The organism is Pseudomonas sp. RIT357, from assembly GCF_000632245.1.
Taxonomy (GTDB): domain Bacteria; phylum Pseudomonadota; class Gammaproteobacteria; order Pseudomonadales; family Pseudomonadaceae; genus Aquipseudomonas; species Aquipseudomonas sivasensis.
This window is the reverse complement of record NZ_JFYX01000023.1, coordinates 369,295-384,969: the sequence shown is the minus strand read 5'-3', so window position 1 is coordinate 384,969 and position 15,675 is coordinate 369,295. Positions and strand designations below refer to the sequence as shown.

Annotated in this window: 15 protein-coding genes; 10 read left to right on the top strand and 5 right to left on the bottom strand. The window is 61.5% G+C overall.

Features of this window, described 5'->3' with window-relative positions; genetic code table 11:
* Positions 1–41: 41 nt before the first annotated feature.
* The 7 genes from minC (at position 42) to BW43_RS10915 (ending at position 6,848) form a co-directional block, all read left to right on the top strand.
* On the top strand, positions 42–779 hold the full coding sequence (minC, locus tag BW43_RS10890) for a septum site-determining protein MinC (RefSeq protein WP_032888096.1): 738 nt from the start codon (positions 42–44) through the stop codon (positions 777–779).
* Between the two features lie 200 nt (positions 780–979).
* A complete protein-coding gene (gene minD / locus BW43_RS10895; RefSeq protein WP_017737535.1) occupies positions 980–1,792 on the top strand; it encodes a septum site-determining protein MinD in 813 nt (270 codons plus the stop codon).
* A 3-nt stretch (positions 1,793–1,795) separates the two neighbouring features.
* The gene (gene minE, locus BW43_RS10900; protein ID WP_003175252.1) at positions 1,796–2,050 is read left to right on the top strand and encodes a cell division topological specificity factor MinE; all 255 of its coding nucleotides are present in this window, start codon (positions 1,796–1,798) and stop codon (positions 2,048–2,050) included.
* 96 nt (positions 2,051–2,146) lie between these two features.
* Positions 2,147–2,782, top strand: a complete 636-nt coding sequence (locus tag BW43_RS10905) for an RluA family pseudouridine synthase (protein WP_032887988.1) — start codon at positions 2,147–2,149, stop codon at positions 2,780–2,782.
* Positions 2,783–2,954: 172 nt separating this feature from the next.
* A complete protein-coding gene (locus tag BW43_RS10910; RefSeq protein ID WP_032887987.1) occupies positions 2,955–4,244 on the top strand; it encodes a M18 family aminopeptidase in 1,290 nt (429 codons plus the stop codon).
* A 206-nt stretch (positions 4,245–4,450) separates the two neighbouring features.
* The gene (locus tag BW43_RS28990) at positions 4,451–4,627 is read left to right on the top strand and encodes a hypothetical protein (protein ID WP_010208820.1); all 177 of its coding nucleotides are present in this window, start codon (positions 4,451–4,453) and stop codon (positions 4,625–4,627) included.
* Positions 4,628–4,679: 52 nt separating this feature from the next.
* Positions 4,680–6,848, top strand: coding sequence for a mechanosensitive ion channel family protein (locus BW43_RS10915; RefSeq protein ID WP_032887985.1), 2,169 nt, complete (start codon positions 4,680–4,682; stop codon positions 6,846–6,848).
* Between the two features lie 236 nt (positions 6,849–7,084).
* Here BW43_RS10915 and BW43_RS10920 read toward each other — a convergent pair whose 3' ends face one another.
* The 5 genes from BW43_RS10920 to BW43_RS10940 all read right to left on the bottom strand — a co-directional run bounded on the left by BW43_RS10920 (position 7,085) and on the right by BW43_RS10940 (position 11,849).
* Positions 7,085–7,306, bottom strand: a complete 222-nt coding sequence (locus tag BW43_RS10920; protein WP_032887983.1) for an MbtH family protein — start codon at positions 7,304–7,306, stop codon at positions 7,085–7,087.
* 81 nt (positions 7,307–7,387) lie between these two features.
* Positions 7,388–8,800, bottom strand: a complete 1,413-nt coding sequence (locus BW43_RS10925; protein ID WP_032887981.1) for an aspartate aminotransferase family protein — start codon at positions 8,798–8,800, stop codon at positions 7,388–7,390.
* Between the two features lie 161 nt (positions 8,801–8,961).
* Positions 8,962–9,729 carry an N-acetylmuramoyl-L-alanine amidase gene (locus BW43_RS10930; protein ID WP_032887979.1) on the bottom strand — a complete coding sequence of 256 codons (768 nt, stop codon included), beginning with the start codon at positions 9,727–9,729 and terminating at the stop codon, positions 8,962–8,964.
* Positions 9,730–9,849: 120 nt separating this feature from the next.
* On the bottom strand, positions 9,850–11,172 hold the full coding sequence (locus BW43_RS10935; RefSeq protein WP_032887977.1) for an ATP-binding protein: 1,323 nt from the start codon (positions 11,170–11,172) through the stop codon (positions 9,850–9,852).
* Positions 11,169–11,849, bottom strand: coding sequence for a response regulator (locus tag BW43_RS10940; RefSeq protein ID WP_032887975.1), 681 nt, complete (start codon positions 11,847–11,849; stop codon positions 11,169–11,171). Before BW43_RS10940 ends, BW43_RS10935 begins: the two co-directional genes overlap by 4 nt.
* 176 nt (positions 11,850–12,025) lie before the next feature.
* On the opposite strand from BW43_RS10940, the gene dsbD reads away from it, so the two are divergent.
* From dsbD to dsbG, 3 genes are read left to right on the top strand one after another with little or no spacing between them, the layout of a single operon-like run.
* The gene (dsbD, locus tag BW43_RS10945) at positions 12,026–13,753 is read left to right on the top strand and encodes a protein-disulfide reductase DsbD (RefSeq protein ID WP_032887973.1); all 1,728 of its coding nucleotides are present in this window, start codon (positions 12,026–12,028) and stop codon (positions 13,751–13,753) included.
* The gene (locus BW43_RS10950; RefSeq protein ID WP_032887972.1) at positions 13,753–14,604 is read left to right on the top strand and encodes a TlpA disulfide reductase family protein; all 852 of its coding nucleotides are present in this window, start codon (positions 13,753–13,755) and stop codon (positions 14,602–14,604) included. The genes dsbD and BW43_RS10950 overlap by 1 nt, the downstream gene beginning before the upstream one ends.
* Positions 14,580–15,341 carry a thiol:disulfide interchange protein DsbG gene (gene dsbG, locus BW43_RS10955; RefSeq protein ID WP_032887970.1) on the top strand — a complete coding sequence of 254 codons (762 nt, stop codon included), beginning with the start codon at positions 14,580–14,582 and terminating at the stop codon, positions 15,339–15,341. The genes BW43_RS10950 and dsbG overlap by 25 nt, the downstream gene beginning before the upstream one ends.
* Positions 15,342–15,675: the final 334 nt, after the last annotated feature.

The following is a 15,675-nucleotide window of genomic DNA, read 5'->3' as shown; positions in this document are numbered from 1 at the left end:
AAGTCTCGACACTTTTCGTGACAAGCCGCTTTATGCCGACCATGAGCCAAACCGAACCGCTAGACCAAGATCCCGTGTTCCAGCTGAAAGGCAGCATGCTCGCCATCACCGTGCTGGAACTCGCCCGTAACGACCTCGACGCCCTGGACCGCCAGCTCGCCGCCAAGGTCGCCCTGGCGCCAAACTTCTTTAACAACGCCCCGCTGGTGCTGGCCCTGGACAAACTGCCTGCCGGCCAGGGCGCTGTTGATCTGCCCGGCCTGATGCGCGTGTGCCGCTCCCATGGCCTGCGCACTCTCGCCATTCGTGCCAGCCGTATCGAAGACATTGCCGCGGCCATCGCCATTGAACTGCCAGTATTGCCACCGTCCGGCGCACGCGAGCGTCCGCTCGAACCATTGGTCGGTGAAGAGAAGAAAAAACCGGAAAAACCACCAGAGCCGACGATAAAGCCTACAAAGATCATCACCTCTCCCGTACGCGGTGGGCAGCAAATTTACGCCCAGGGCGGCGACTTGGTTGTCATCTCCTCGGTCAGTCCCGGCGCGGAACTTCTCGCCGATGGCAACATCCATGTATACGGCCCGATGCGCGGACGTGCCCTCGCCGGCATCAAGGGTGATACCAAGGCCCGTATTTTTTGCCAGCAGTTGACCGCTGAGCTAGTGTCCATCGCAGGCCAGTACAAGGTTTCCGAAGATTTGCGCCGTGATCCGCTGTGGGGGGCCGGGGTGCAGGTCAGCCTGTCGGGCGATGTGTTGAACATCATCCGTCTTTAACGGATACTGCCGCATTTTCCAAGCATCTCTAGACTCTGATAGCACAGCGAAACCGGCAATACTTGTGTAGGAACATCTGAAGGTTGGCGTTTTTCCTACGCTAACCCGTCTTTTTCCTACAAAGACCGTCCGCCTGCAGCGAGTTCCAAGAGATGTTTTTCAGGGACTGAAAAGTCCTTTTTCCTTAGGGGTGAAACACCTTGGCCAAGATTCTCGTGGTTACATCCGGCAAGGGTGGTGTGGGTAAGACCACCACCAGCGCCGCTATCGGTACCGGCCTCGCTCTGCGCGGCCACAAGACAGTCATCGTCGACTTCGACGTCGGTTTGCGTAACCTCGACCTGATCATGGGCTGCGAACGCCGTGTGGTGTACGACTTCGTCAACGTGGTGAACGGCGAAGCCAACCTGCAACAGGCCCTGATCAAGGACAAGCGCCTTGAGAACCTGTACGTACTGGCCGCCAGCCAGACCCGTGACAAAGATGCGTTGACCAAAGAAGGCGTAGGCAAAGTCCTCGCTGAACTGAAGGAAACCTTCGAATACGTCGTCTGCGACTCCCCGGCCGGCATCGAAACCGGTGCTCATTTGGCGATGTACTTCGCCGATGAAGCCATCGTGGTAACCAACCCGGAAGTGTCCTCCGTACGTGACTCGGACCGCATGCTCGGCCTGCTGGCCAGCAAGTCCCAGCGCGCAGAGAAAGGTGAAGACCCGATCAAGGAGCACCTGCTGCTCACCCGCTACAACCCTGAGCGCGTCAGCAACGGCGAAATGCTCGGTGTTGAGGACGTCAAGGACATCCTCGCGGTGACCCTGCTGGGCGTGATCCCGGAATCCCAGGCCGTCCTGAAGGCTTCCAACCAGGGTGTCCCGGTTATTCTTGACGACCAGAGCGACGCCGGCCAGGCGTACAGCGATGCGGTTGATCGCTTGCTGGGCAAGACCGTGGAACATCGCTTCCTCGATGTTAAGAAGAAGGGATTCTTCGAGCGTATCTTTGGAGGCAACTAAACAATGAAATTTCTCGACTTCTTTCGCGCCAACAAAAAGCCAAGCACCGCGTCGGTCGCGAAAGAGCGTCTACAGATCATCGTGGCGCACGAACGCGGCCAACGCAGCACCCCGGACTACCTGCCAGCCTTGCAGAAGGAACTGGTCGAGGTGATCCGCAAGTACGTCAACATCGGCAACGATGACGTGCATGTCGCTCTGGAAAATGACGGCAGCTGCTCGATTCTGGAACTCAATATCACCCTGCCTGATCGTTGATCGAACAGGCGGCCGCCACGGCGGCTCGCACACCTTGATCCCATAGTGGGAACCGGGTGGGCGAGCCGCCGTTGGCGTTTGTTACGAGGCTGTTTAATGCCGCTGTCCAATATCCATATCCTGCATCAGGACGACGCTGTCCTGGTGGTGAACAAGCCGACCCTGCTGCTCTCGGTGCCTGGCCGCGCCGACGACAACAAGGACTGCCTGATCACCCGCCTGCAGGAAAACGGCTACCCCGAAGCCCGCATTGTCCATCGCCTGGACTGGGAAACCTCGGGGATCATCCTGCTCGCCCGGGATGCCGATACCCATCGCGAACTGTCCCGCCAGTTTCACGACCGTGAAACCGAGAAGGCCTACACCGCATTGGCCTGGGGCCAGCCGGAACTCGACAGCGGCAGCATTGATCTGCCCTTGCGCTACGACCCGCCTACCAAACCACGGCATGTGGTGGATCACGAGTTCGGCAAACACGCGATGACCTTCTGGAAGGTGCTGGAACGTTGCGGCGACTGGTGCCGTGTGGAGCTGACGCCGATCACCGGGCGCTCACACCAGTTGCGCGTGCACATGCTGTCGATCGGTCATCCATTGCTCGGCGACGGCCTGTATGCCCATGAGCAAGCCCTGGCTGCGTGGCCGCGCCTGTGCTTGCACGCAAGCATGCTGAGCTTTACTCATCCGCAGAGTGGCGAGCGTTTGCGCTTCGAGTGCCCAGCGCCCTTCTAAAGCTGTGAACACAGAACAAATGTGGGAGGGGGCTTGCCCCCGATGGCGGAGAATCAGTCACTGTATTGTTGACTGACCCACTGCAATCGGGGGCAAGCCCCCTCCCACATTTGTACTGTGCACTTCCCGTCACCGAACGGTAAACTCCGCGCATTGCTGTCTGGAGCTATTTATGCGCGAAGCGTTGAATCAAGGCCTGATCGACTTCCTCAAGGCCTCCCCTACTCCTTTTCATGCCACTGCCGCCCTGGCCCAGCGCCTGGAAGCGGCCGGTTACCAGCGTCTCGACGAGCGCGAAACCTGGGCCACCGAAGCCAACGGTCGCTACTACGTGACCCGCAACGACTCCTCGATCATCGCCTTCAAGCTCGGCCGTCACTCGCCGCTGCAGGGCGGGATTCGCCTGGTTGGCGCCCATACCGACAGCCCGTGCCTGCGGGTCAAGCCCCAGCCCGAGCTGCAACGCCAGGGCTTCTGGCAGTTGGGCGTGGAAGTCTACGGCGGCGCCTTGCTGGCGCCGTGGTTTGACCGCGACTTGTCCCTGGCAGGCCGCGTGACGTTCCGCCGCGACGGCAAAGTCGAAAGCCAACTGATCGACTTCAAGCTGCCCATCGCCATCATCCCGAACCTGGCCATTCACCTGAACCGCGAAGCCAACCAGGGCTGGGCAATCAACGCCCAGACCGAACTGCCACCGATCCTCGCGCAGTTTGCCGGTGACGAGCGCGTGGACTTCCGAGCCGTGCTCACCGAGCAACTGGCGCGCGAGCACGGGTTGAACGCTGATGTGGTGCTCGATTACGAGCTGAGCTTCTACGACACCCAGAGTGCAGCTGTAATTGGCCTCAATGGCGACTTCATCGCCGGCGCGCGCCTCGACAACCTATTGTCGTGCTACGCCGGCCTGCAAGCCCTGCTCACCAGCGAGACCGACGAAACCTGCGTACTGGTGTGCAACGACCACGAAGAAGTCGGTTCCTGCTCGGCCTGCGGTGCCGATGGCCCAATGCTGGAACAGACCCTGCGACGCCTGTTACCGGAAGGTGATGAATTCGTACGTACCATTCAGAAATCCCTGTTGGTATCGGCGGACAATGCCCACGGTGTGCACCCGAACTACGCCGACAAGCACGACGCCAACCACGGCCCCAAGCTCAATGCCGGCCCGGTAATCAAGGTCAACAGCAACCAGCGCTACGCGACCAACAGCGAAACCGCCGGGTTCTTCCGCCACCTGTGCATGGCCGAAGAAGTGCCGGTACAGAGCTTTGTGGTGCGCAGCGACATGGGCTGCGGCTCGACCATCGGCCCGATCACCGCCAGCCACCTGGGCGTGCGTACCGTGGACATCGGCCTGCCGACGTTTGCCATGCACTCCATTCGTGAACTGTGCGGCAGCCATGACCTGGCGCATCTGGTGAAGGTGTTGGGCGCGTTCTACGCCAGTCGCGACCTGCCTTGATCCAAAGGCTGAATACAGCCAGAAATGTGGGAGGGGGCTTGCCCCCGATGCGGTGGGTCAGCTAAAAACAAGCTGACTGACAGACCGCTATCGAGGGCAAGCCCCCTCCCACATTTGGTTTACGTACACCTGACCTATATCACCTGCACTTCCAGCAATCCGACCTAGACTTGTCAGTATTCCCACTCCGACAAGGCCGTCGCACCATGATCTCCATGTCCTCCTTCCACGCCATGCTTATCCCTATTCTGATCGGCATGATCATGCTCGCGGTCGGCTTCAACTTTCGCGACAAGCCCCTCGGCGTGTTCGGCATGTGGATCGGTATGCTGCTGATCCTGGGCACCGTGGTGTACAAGATCCTCGCCAAACTGGCCGAATGACGCGTGCACTCGTACACTCGCTCAACCCGTCGTTTCCAAGGTTGACCGCCTCGTGCTTTCCCGTCTGTTTGCCCTGCCCTGCTACCTGCTGATCGCCCTGTTCACCCTGCTGCCGCTGACTTCTGCCCAAGCAGTCGGTTTGCCCGGACTGCTCGGCAGCACTAACAAGTCCCAGCCCCAGGCAGAAGTGCCCCTCGGCCAATCGCTGGACGAGGTGATCAAGACCCTGGAAAACGACCAGCAGCGCACCCAACTGCTGAGCGATCTGAAAAAACTCCGCGCCGCCACACAAAAAGCCCAGCCGGCCGCCGAACAGGGCGTGCTTGGGCTGATCGGCAGCACGCTGTCGACCCTGGAGCAACAGTTCTCCGGCAACGACAGCCCGCTGGGGCGTTGGTCCGATGAGATCGACCAGGCCAAGGACGAACTCGACGCCTTGATGCTGCCAGCCAACGAATGGCTGCCAATCATTTTTGGCTTTGCGCTTATTCTCGCGGTGTGGAGCCTGCTGGCCTACGTGCTGATATGGCTCAGCCACCGCGTCCGCGAACGGTTCGGCCTGCCTGAAGAACTGCCGCAACACCCGCGCACTTGGGACATGGTGCGCTTTGCCCTGCGCAAACTGGGGCCGTGGCTGATCGCGCTGGTGATCACCGTGTACATGAGCTACGCACTGCCCTCTTCCCTGGGTAAATCCCTGGCGATGGTGTTGGCTTACGCGCTGGTGGTCGGTACCTGTTTCTCAGCCATCTGCGTGATCGCGTTCTCTTTGCTCGACGGCCCGCACCGCCATCGTGCGCTGTATATCCTGCGGCACCAGGCCTTTCGTCCGCTGTGGTGGATCGGCAGCTTTGCCGCTTTTGGTGAAGCCCTGAGCGACCCACGCCTGGTAACCGCGCTCGGCCAACACCTGTCTCACACCGCCGCAACCGTCGCCAATGTGATGGCGGCGTTGTCCACCGGCGTGTTTATCCTGCGGTTTCGCCGCCCGATCGCCCACCTGATACGCAACCAACCGCTGTCGCGCCGCCTCACCCGTCGCGCCCTCAGCGACACCCTCTCGATCATCGGTTCGTTCTGGTACCTCCCGGCCTTGCTGCTGGTGGGCATTTCGCTGTTTGCCACGTTCGTCTCTGCCGGCGACACCAGCACCGCCCTGCGCCAATCGCTGCTGTGCACGGTGTTGCTGGTGTTGTGCATGGTCATCAACGGTCTGGTACGCCGCCATGCTCTCAAGCCGCAACGCGGGCACAAGCGCCATGCGCTGTACTCCGAGCGCCTGAAAAGCTTCATCTACACCCTGGCCCACCTGGCGGTATGGCTGGTGTTTATCGAGCTGGGCCTGCGGGTCTGGGGCCTGTCGCTGATTGGCTTTGCCGAAGGCGAGGGGCATGAAATCGCGGTCAAACTGTTCGGCCTGGCCGGTACGCTGCTGTTCGCCTGGCTGATCTGGATCCTCAGCGACACAGCGATCCACCACGCCCTCACCCGCTCGCGCAAAGGCCTGGCCAATGCGCGGGCGCAGACCATGATGCCGTTGATCCGCAACGTGCTGTTCGTGACGATCTTCATCATTGCCGCCATCGTCGCCCTGGCGAATATGGGCATGAACGTCACACCGCTGCTGGCGGGTGCCGGTGTGATCGGCCTGGCCATCGGTTTTGGTGCGCAGTCGCTGGTGGCGGACTTGATCACCGGCCTGTTCATCATCATCGAAGATTCCCTGGCGATTGATGACTACGTGGATGTAGGCGGCCACCTCGGCACCGTCGAGGGCCTGACCATCCGCACCGTGCGCCTGCGCGACATCGACGGGATTGTGCACACCATTCCGTTCAGCGAGATCAAGAGCATCAAGAACTACTCGCGAGAGTTCGGCTACGCGATCTTCCGGGTGGCAATTCCGTACAACATGGACATTGATAACGCGATCAAGCTGATCCGTGATGTCGGCCAGAAAATGCGCAATGACCCGCTGCAGCGCCGCAATATCTGGTCGCCGCTGGAGATCCAGGGGGTGGAAAGCTTTGAGTCAGGCAGCGCGATCCTGCGCGCCCGGTTCAAGACGGCGCCGATCAAGCAATGGGAAGTGTCACGGGCGTTCAACCTGTCGCTGAAACGACATCTGGACGAGGCCGGGTTGGATCTGGCAACACCTCGATTGAGTGTGCAGGTGGTGACGGGAGCTTCGGGTGGGTTGGAGAAAGAGAAGGACGCTTGAAGTCGTCGCGCCCACCTTTGCCGAGCGGCTTGTTGTGGTGAGCGGGCTTGCCGCGCGCTGGAGCGCGAAGCGGTCCTGAACGGGTGGAATGCGGTGTATCTGATACAACTCAGTGGCTGGAGTGGGGCTGCTTTGCAGCCCAGCGCGGGGCAAGCCCGCTCACCGCACCAGGCCCGCTTGCCACAATAAGCGCGCTCACCCCATAGAGCCTGATTACCAGACACAAACCGCCATGTTTAAACGAGCGCTGCTCCATCCATCTTCTGGCGCAAGCTCAACGGGCGCATATCAGTCCAGGTTTCTTCGATGTAGGCCAGGCACTCTTTCTTCATGCCGCTCTTGCCCACGGTGCGCCAGCCTTCCGGCACGACCTTGTAGTCTGGCCAGATGGAATACTGTTCTTCATGGTTGACCACTACCTGAAACAGGATGTCGTCGCGGTCAAATACTGAGGTCATTGCTGTTCTCCATCGCAAAAAGCTGGCTGCGCACCACGCGCAGCACTGATATCTGTAGAAACGTACCAAGCCGTCGAAAAATTAGAGGCTGTCCACGGCGGCTGCCAGGGCACGCCCGAAGATCTCGGCCACACGGTCGACTTCAGCGGCGGTGATCACCAGCGGCGGCAGGAAGCGCACCACGCTGCCATGGCGACCACCCAGTTCCAGGATCAGCCCGCGCTTGAGGCACTCGCGCTGTACCAGCGGCGCCAGTTGGCGGTGCACCGGAGGGTGGCCCTGGGTATCGAGGGTGCCGTCCGGGTCGACCAGTTCCACACCGAGCATCAGCCCGCGACCGCGAATATCCCCCAACTGCGGGAAGTCGCGTTGCAGGATGCGCAGGTGTTCGCCGAGGCGCTCGCCCATAACTGTTGCGTGGCCGGGCAGGTCGTGTTCCTTGAGGTAGCGCATCACCGCCGAACCCGCCGCCATAGCCATTTGATTGCCACGGAACGTGCCGGCATGGGCGCCCGGCAGCCAGGTGTCGAGCCAGTCGCGGTACACCACCACCGCCAACGGCAAGCTGCCGCCGATGGCCTTGGACATCACCACCACATCCGGAATGATGCCCGCGTGTTCGAAGGCGAACATCTTGCCGGTGCGGCCAAAACCGCTCTGGATTTCGTCGACAATCAACGCCACACCCGCCTGCTCGGTGATGCGTCGCAGGCCGCGCAGCCAGTCGAGGTCGGCCGGGATTACGCCGCCTTCACCCTGCACCACTTCAACAATCACCGCCGCCGGCAGCAACACGCCAGCTTCCGGGTCGTTAAGCAGGTTTTCCAGGTAGTGCAGGTTGACCCGCACACCTTCCGCACCGCCCAGACCAAACGGGCAGCGGTAATCGTAGGGATACGGCAGGAACTGCACGCCATTGCCAAGCAACGCCCCCAAGGGCTTCTTCGGCCCCAGGCTGCCCATCAGGCTCAAAGCGCCTTGGCTCATGCCGTGATAACCGCCCTGGAACGACAGCACGGTGCAGCGCCCGGTGGCGGTACGGACCAGTTTCAGCGCGGCTTCCACCGCATCAGTGCCAGTGGGCCCGCAAAACTGGATCTTGGCTTCCCGCGCCAACTCGGCCGGCAACAGACCGAACAAGTCCTGCACGAATTGATCCTTGACCGGCGTAGTCAGGTCGAGGGTGTGCAACGGCAGCTCATCACTCAGCACTTGCTGGATAGCTTCGATCACCACCGGGTGGTTATGCCCCAGCGCCAGGGTGCCGGCCCCGGCCAGGCAGTCGATGAACTGGCGGCCTTCCACGTCTTCCACGTAGATGCCCTTGGCGCGTTTGAGCGCCAAAGGGATACGCCGCGGATAACTGCGCGCATTGGATTCCTGCTGGCGCTGACGGGCCAGCAGCGGTGTTTCGTCGAACTGGTAGAGCGTTTCCACAGGCGCCGGGCAGACATGCACTGGGGCGCTTTCGATACGGCTGGTAGCGACAGACATCTCTCTATCCCTCAATACGCTGATGATGGTGACCAAACTGCCAATCCGTTGGCGTCTGGCCCAAGGGCATGCGCACGGATTTCCTGTTCTGGAAACGCATCAGCGGCTGAGGGATTTAGGGCTGGTGATCGTTAACTGATGCCGTTGAACGGTGCTTTGCGTCAAAGTCCTCGATATTTCTCATTCAAGGCATACAGGATCGCGCACGTCTCGGCATCCAATACGCCACGATAATCCCCCGGCCGAAAGTGCATCTGAAACGCCCGCGTGCGCTGCTCAAACGCCTGTCGATTCTGCGCCGGTTTATACCCATATCGCTGAAACGCACGCTCCACTTCCACTTCCGGCGGCAGCCCTACACAAAATCGGCGTTGATACATCGCCCGCGCCGCCTCATCGAACCAGGCACCTACACCGGCGTCGTACAAGCACCGCCAAGGCAGTCGAGGCCCTGGATCACTCTTGCGCCAATAGGCCACGTCCGAATGCCCGAGAATGTCGGTCGGGCCGATCTGCGGGTAGCGTCCGAGGATGTCGCGCACCAATGCACTCAACACTTCAATCTGTTCGTGCGAGTACTCAGGAAAGGTAAAGACACCCGCATCGTCCCGTGCCAGGTTGACGATCTCGATGCCAATGGAGCGGCTATTGAGGTTGTCCCACCCTGCCCATTGGCTCGCACCTGCATGCCACGCAGACTTGGTTTCATCCACCAGGCGAAACGCGCGCAGTTCGTCATACCCGGCAGCGCGGTAACCAGGCTCATCCGGGTCGGGCAAAAGATAGTGAGCGCTGACCCCCTCCTGCGTCAGCGTCTGCAAGGAGGATGTGAAGGGAGCTGCGGTGTAATGCAGGATCAACTGCCGCACGGTTTCACCGTTGCGTTCATTGAAGCCTTTGGCAGGAAAAGTGGTATCGATGACTAACATAAGAACTGTCCTTTTCAGTACAGGCCGAGTCCTTCGGCCCGTTCAAGTGCAAAAAAATTACCGCCATCCTGAAGCGCTGAACTTCAAGAGGGCGGTAACTATTTGGCAGATGAAAAAAGATCAGCGCCGCAACGGCATACCCAGCTCGACGCGCAGGCCATCCGCCTGGCTGTCGAACGTCAACGAGCAGGAACAGCGCTGCACAATCGCTTGCACGATTGCCAAGCCCAGGCCGCAGCCTTCGCTGTTGCCATTACGCCAGAAGCGTTGGGTCAAGTACTGCAGGTCTTCGCTGGAAATCTGCTTGCCGTGGTCACGCACGCGAAACACCACGTTGCCTGCCTGGGTGAACAGACTGAGTTCCACGCGAGTGTCCGCCGGGGTGTGGCGCAAGGCGTTGTCCAGCAGGTTGCGCAGGGCGGCAACCGCCAGGCCAACGGGCATTTCCACCGGAGCGCTGGAAAGGTTGTCCGGCAGGATCAGGTCGATGCGTGAGTTATCGCCAGCATTGGCATCCTGGATCGCCAGCCGTGCGACGTCTTCGGCACTGGACTGCACGCCATCGTCAAACGACAGGCTGCCTTCCACTCGCGCCAGCAACAGCAATTGTTCCAGGGTGCGATGCAGGCGATCGGCGCCCTCCTCGGCATGGGCCAGGGACTGGTCGCGCGCCACGCCTTCGGTCATGCGCGCCACTTGCAGGTGGGTCTTGATCGCCGTCAGCGGGCTGCGCAGTTCGTGGGCCGCGTCGCCAGTGAGGCGACGTTCGCGCTCAATGGTCTTGGCGATACGCTGCAACAGTTGGTTCTGGGTGTCGAGCAGCGGTTTGAGTTCGCTGGGCAGCGGGTGGATCTGAAGGGGTTCGAGAGAGTCCGCACTGCGCCGCATCAGCGCATCGCGCATACGGTTGAGCGGCAGCAGGCTCTGGCCGATGCCCAACCACAGCAGGCACAGGCAACCGAGCATGGCCACGCCCACCGGCACCGATGCCGCCAGCAGGATCGACATATTCAACGCCTCGCGCTCCACTTGGCGGTCGGCGGTGGTGATCAGCAGATCGCCACGGGACAGGGTAAAGCTGCGCCAGCCCACGCCGTCGATCTCCTGGTCGCGAAAACCGCTGCGTTGGGACTCCAGGCCCTGATCCGGCGTGGTGTGGCTGCGCGCGAGGATTTCCCCGCGCAAGGAGCTGACCTGGCAGGCCATGCCGCCCGGCACATGCAGTTGCTCGGCACTGAAATGCGCGCCGCCGCTGACACTGGCCAGGCCCGGCATCTGCTCGGTCAGCCCCGCCACCATGCGCGCCGACGCTACCAGGCGCTGGTCGAGAGAGAACATCATCTGGTTGCGCAGGTCGTTGAGCATCCAGGCCGCTGCCAGGGCCCAGATCAACACGAATGCGGCGCCGAGCTTGAACGTCAGGCGCAGGCGCAGGCTCTTCACGAAACGTTCTCTCCATCATCCGCCGGGCCCAGGCGATAGCCCAGACCACGCACGGTCTCGACAATGCCGTTGCCCAATTTGCGCCGCAGGTGGTGGATATGCACGTTGAGTGCGTTGCTTTCCAGCTCATCGTTAAAGCCGTAGACGCTGTCCTTGAGCTGCTCACTGGACAGCACACGGCCCTTGTTGTGCAGCAGGGCCTGCAACAGCGCCTGCTCACGCCGGGACAAATCCACCGGCTGGCCACCCAACAGCGTTTCACGGCTGCTGGGGTCATAGGTCAACCGGCCGTGTTCGATCAAGTTGACGCTGCGCCCTGCCATCCGGCGCAGCAGGGTTTGCAGGCGGGCAGCTAATTCGCGCAAGTCGAAGGGTTTGAGCAGGTAGTCATCGGCGCCGGCTTGCAGGCCGTCGACGCGGTTGGTCACCGAGTCCCGCGCGGTGAGGATCAGCACCGGAATCTCCAGGCCCTGGCTGCGCAGTTGCTGCAACAGCTTGAGGCCGTCTTCGTCGGGCAGGCCGAGGTCGAGCACCATGATGTCGAAAGTCGCCGCTTTGAGCATCGCCCGAGCAGCCGCGGCCGTAGCCACGCGCTCGACGGTAAAACCCTGGGCGGTGAGGCCGGCCACGATGCCGCTGGCGATCAGTTCGTCGTCTTCACAGACCAGTACGTGCATGGTGAACCCTTCATAAAAGATGGGAGAGATTAAAGGTGCAGCGGATTAAGCGCAGATTATGCCGTGAAAAGAGGCAAGCTCAGATAATCCCTACACTTTAGAATAGCGCCGGTTAATCATCGGTTAATCAACGCCACACATTGTGTGCCTCACTTGTATCGGACTAAGGCTTGACCATGCGGCATCTTTTTACCTTTCTGCTGGTGTTGTTCGCCGGGTTGGCCCAAGCCGCGTCGGGCAACCCGTTTGAGACCAAACCCGATTTCCTCCCGGTGGGCAAAGCTTTCACCTTTACCTCCGAACGTCTTGAAAGTGGCGAGACCCAGCTGTATTGGCAGATTGCCGACGGTTATTACCTGTACAAGCAGCGCATGAAGTTCGAGGGCCTGACCGCACAGCCGGCACTGCCGCAAGGTGAAGCCCATAGCGATGAGTTCTTCGGCGAGCAGGAAGTGTACCGCCAGGGCCTGGAAGTGAAGCTCCCTGCTGGCGCCACCGGCCAGATCAAGCTGGGCTGGCAGGGCTGCGCCGATGCTGGCCTGTGCTACCCACCGCAGTCGATCACCGTGGACCTGGGTGGCAATCCTGCCGTAGCGGCCACCGCTCAAGCCCAGGACCAGAGCCTGGCCAGCGGCCTGCAACAGCGCAGCCTGGGTTGGAGCCTGCTGGTGTTCTTCGGCCTGGGCCTGCTGTTGGCGTTTGCACCGTGTTCGTTGCCGATGCTGCCGATCCTCGCCGGTCTGGTGGTGGGCAGCGGCGCCAGCCCTCGCCGTGGTTTTGCCTTGGCCAGCAGCTACGTAGTGTGCATGGCGCTGGTGTATGCCGCGCTGGGCGTACTGGCTGCGTTGCTCGGCGCCAACCTCGCCGCCCTGCTGCAAACGCCGTGGATATTGGGCAGTTTCGCCGCTCTGTTTGTGCTGCTCGCCCTGCCGATGTTCGGCTTCTTTGAACTGCAACTGCCCGCCTTCCTGCGCGACCGACTGGACAACGTCAGCCGCCAGCAAAGCGGTGGCAGCCTGATCGGTGCCGGTGTGCTTGGCGCGCTGTCCGGCCTGCTGGTCGGTCCGTGCATGACCGCGCCCCTGGCTGGCGCCCTGCTGTATATCGCCCAAAGCGGCAACGCCCTGCACGGTGGTTTGATCCTGTTCGCCATGGGCATCGGCATCGGCATCCCGTTGTTGCTGCTGGTGACCGTCGGCAACCGCTTCCTGCCCAAGCCGGGCACTTGGATGAACGTGCTCAAGGGCATCTTCGGCTTCCTGTTCCTGGGCACCGCCGTGCTAATGATTCGCCCGGTAGTTGGCGAAAGCCTGTGGGTCGGCCTGTGGGGTGCATTGGCCCTGGTGATGGCCTACTGCGGTTGGACCCTCGCCCGCGAGTACGGCCTGGCGGCCAAGGTATTCGGCGCCGGCTCCCTGGTGCTGGGCCTGTGGGGCGCGGTGCTGGTGGTGGGTGCGGCCGGTGGCAGCGACGATCTGTGGCAACCGCTGAAGGTGTACAGCGGCGCGAAGGTCGCCGGGGCGCCCTCCGCCCATGACGCCTTCATGACCATCAATGACCCCGCCGTGCTGCAAAACCAACTCGACAGCGCCAAGGCCCAGGGCCAATGGGTGCTGGTGGATTACTACGCCGACTGGTGCGTGTCGTGCAAGATCATGGAAAAACAGGTGTTCGGCAAACCCGCAGTTCTCGACGCCCTGAAAGACGTGCGCCTGCTGCGCCTGGACGTCACCGCCGACAATGCCGCCAGCCGCGAACTGCTGGGCCGCTACAAGGTGCCGGGGCCACCGAGCTTTGTCTGGATCGGCCCCGACGGTGAAGAGCGCCGCGCACAACGCATCACCGGCGAAGTGAATGCCGATGCCTTCCTGCAACGCTGGACGCAAACCCGGGACGCCCTCTGATGCTGACCCTGACCATCGGCACCTTCGCCATCGCGCTGAATCACATCCTGCTGATCAGCGCGTTGATTCTCGCCACCCTGGTGGGCTGGCGCGTGGCCAAGCGTGGTGGTGAAAACCCGGAGTCAGTGCTGTTCAGCCTGTTTCTGCTGGGCATGCTCGCGGCCCGCGTCAGCTTTGTGCTGATGTACTGGAGTTACTACAGCAGCGACTGGCTGCAGATGGTCGACCTGCGCGACGGCGGCTTTCTCGCCTGGCCAGGCATCATCGCCCTGCTCATCGGCGCAGTGCTCTACGGCTGGCGGCGACCGGCGCTGCGCAAGCCGTTGAGCGCCGGGGTCATCACCGGTCTGCTGTTCTGGGGCATGACCAGCCTGTCCTTGAGCGTGTATGAAAAAGGCACACGCCTGCCAGACATCACCTTGCGCAACGCCAGTGGCGAAGTGGTGCAACTGGCGGACTACCAGGGCGGACCGCTGGTCATCAACCTGTGGGCCACCTGGTGCCCGCCATGCCGCCGGGAAATGCCGGTGCTGGAAAGCGCCCAGCGCATGCGCCCTGACGTGACCTTCCTGTTCGTCAACCAAGCCGAAAGCATGCAAAGCGTCAGCACCTACCTGGCCACTCAAGGCCTGAACCTGGACAACGTGCTGTTTGACGCCAGCGGTCGCCTCGGCCAGGCCGTGGGCTCCATGGCCCTGCCGACCACCTTGTTCTACCAAGCTGATGGACGCCTCATCAACAGCCACTTGGGCGAGTTGTCCCAGGCCAGCCTGGCCCGTGCCATGGAACCCTTCGACACCGCCCCTGCTGCCACAAGGAAACCGACATGCGAAGCCTCCGCCACCTGTTGAGCCTCTTACCACTGACGCTGGCAGCCAACCTGGCCCACGCCGATGACTGGCCGGCACCGATCAAACAGATCGAAGCCAAGGGCGCCAAGATCATCGGCAAGTTCGACGCCCCCAGCGGCCTCACCGGCTATGCCGCGCAATACCAGAATCGCGGCATGGCGCTGTACCTGACCGCCGACGGCAAACACGTGATCGCCGGCAACCTGTACGACGCCCAGGGCGATGACCTGAGCACCGCGCCGCTGGAAAAACTGGTGTACGCGCCGATGGCCAAGGAAGTCTGGGCCAAGATGGAAAAAAGCAGCTGGATCCAGGACGGCGACAAAAACGCACCGCGTATCGTCTACCTCTTCAGCGACCCCAATTGCCCGTACTGCAACATGTTCTGGGAACAGGCCCGGCCGTGGGTCAAAGCCGGCAAGGTGCAGTTGCGCCACATCATGGTCGGCATCATCCGCGAAGACAGCGCCGCGAAATCGGCCGCCCTGTTCGCCGCCAAAGACCCGCAAAAAGCCCTGGAAGAACACGAAGCCGCCGGCAAGAGCAGCAAATTGCAGGCACTGCCGAAAATCCCGGCCGATATCGAAGCCAAGCTCGATGCCAATATGAAGTTGATGGATGAACTGGAACTGTCTGCCACCCCGGCGATTTTCTACCTGGATGAAAAGGGTGGGCTGCAGCAACAGCAGGGTGCGCCGTCGCCGGATAAGTTGGTGAAGATCATGGGGCCGAAGTAAGCGGCGCCTGGTCTGACGCCATCGGGGGCAAGTCGAATCGTCGCACCGTCCCTCCCACAGTGGTTTGGGTTCACACATTTCTATTGGTGAATACATTCAAGTGTGGGAGGGGGCTTGCCCCCGATAGCAGTGGGTCAGCCAAAGATGCATCAACTGACACTCCCTCATCGGGGGCAAGCCCCCTCCCACATTTTTAACCCAGTACACCAGACCCAACTCCGGTCGGCTCCAGAGCCTTCGTTCGGGCACACCGAGCCTAAGCGAGGTGCCAAGTGTTGGGGCACAGACCACTGAAAGTTGTGTAGATACCGATGAGGCCCTCAAACCCAGCGAA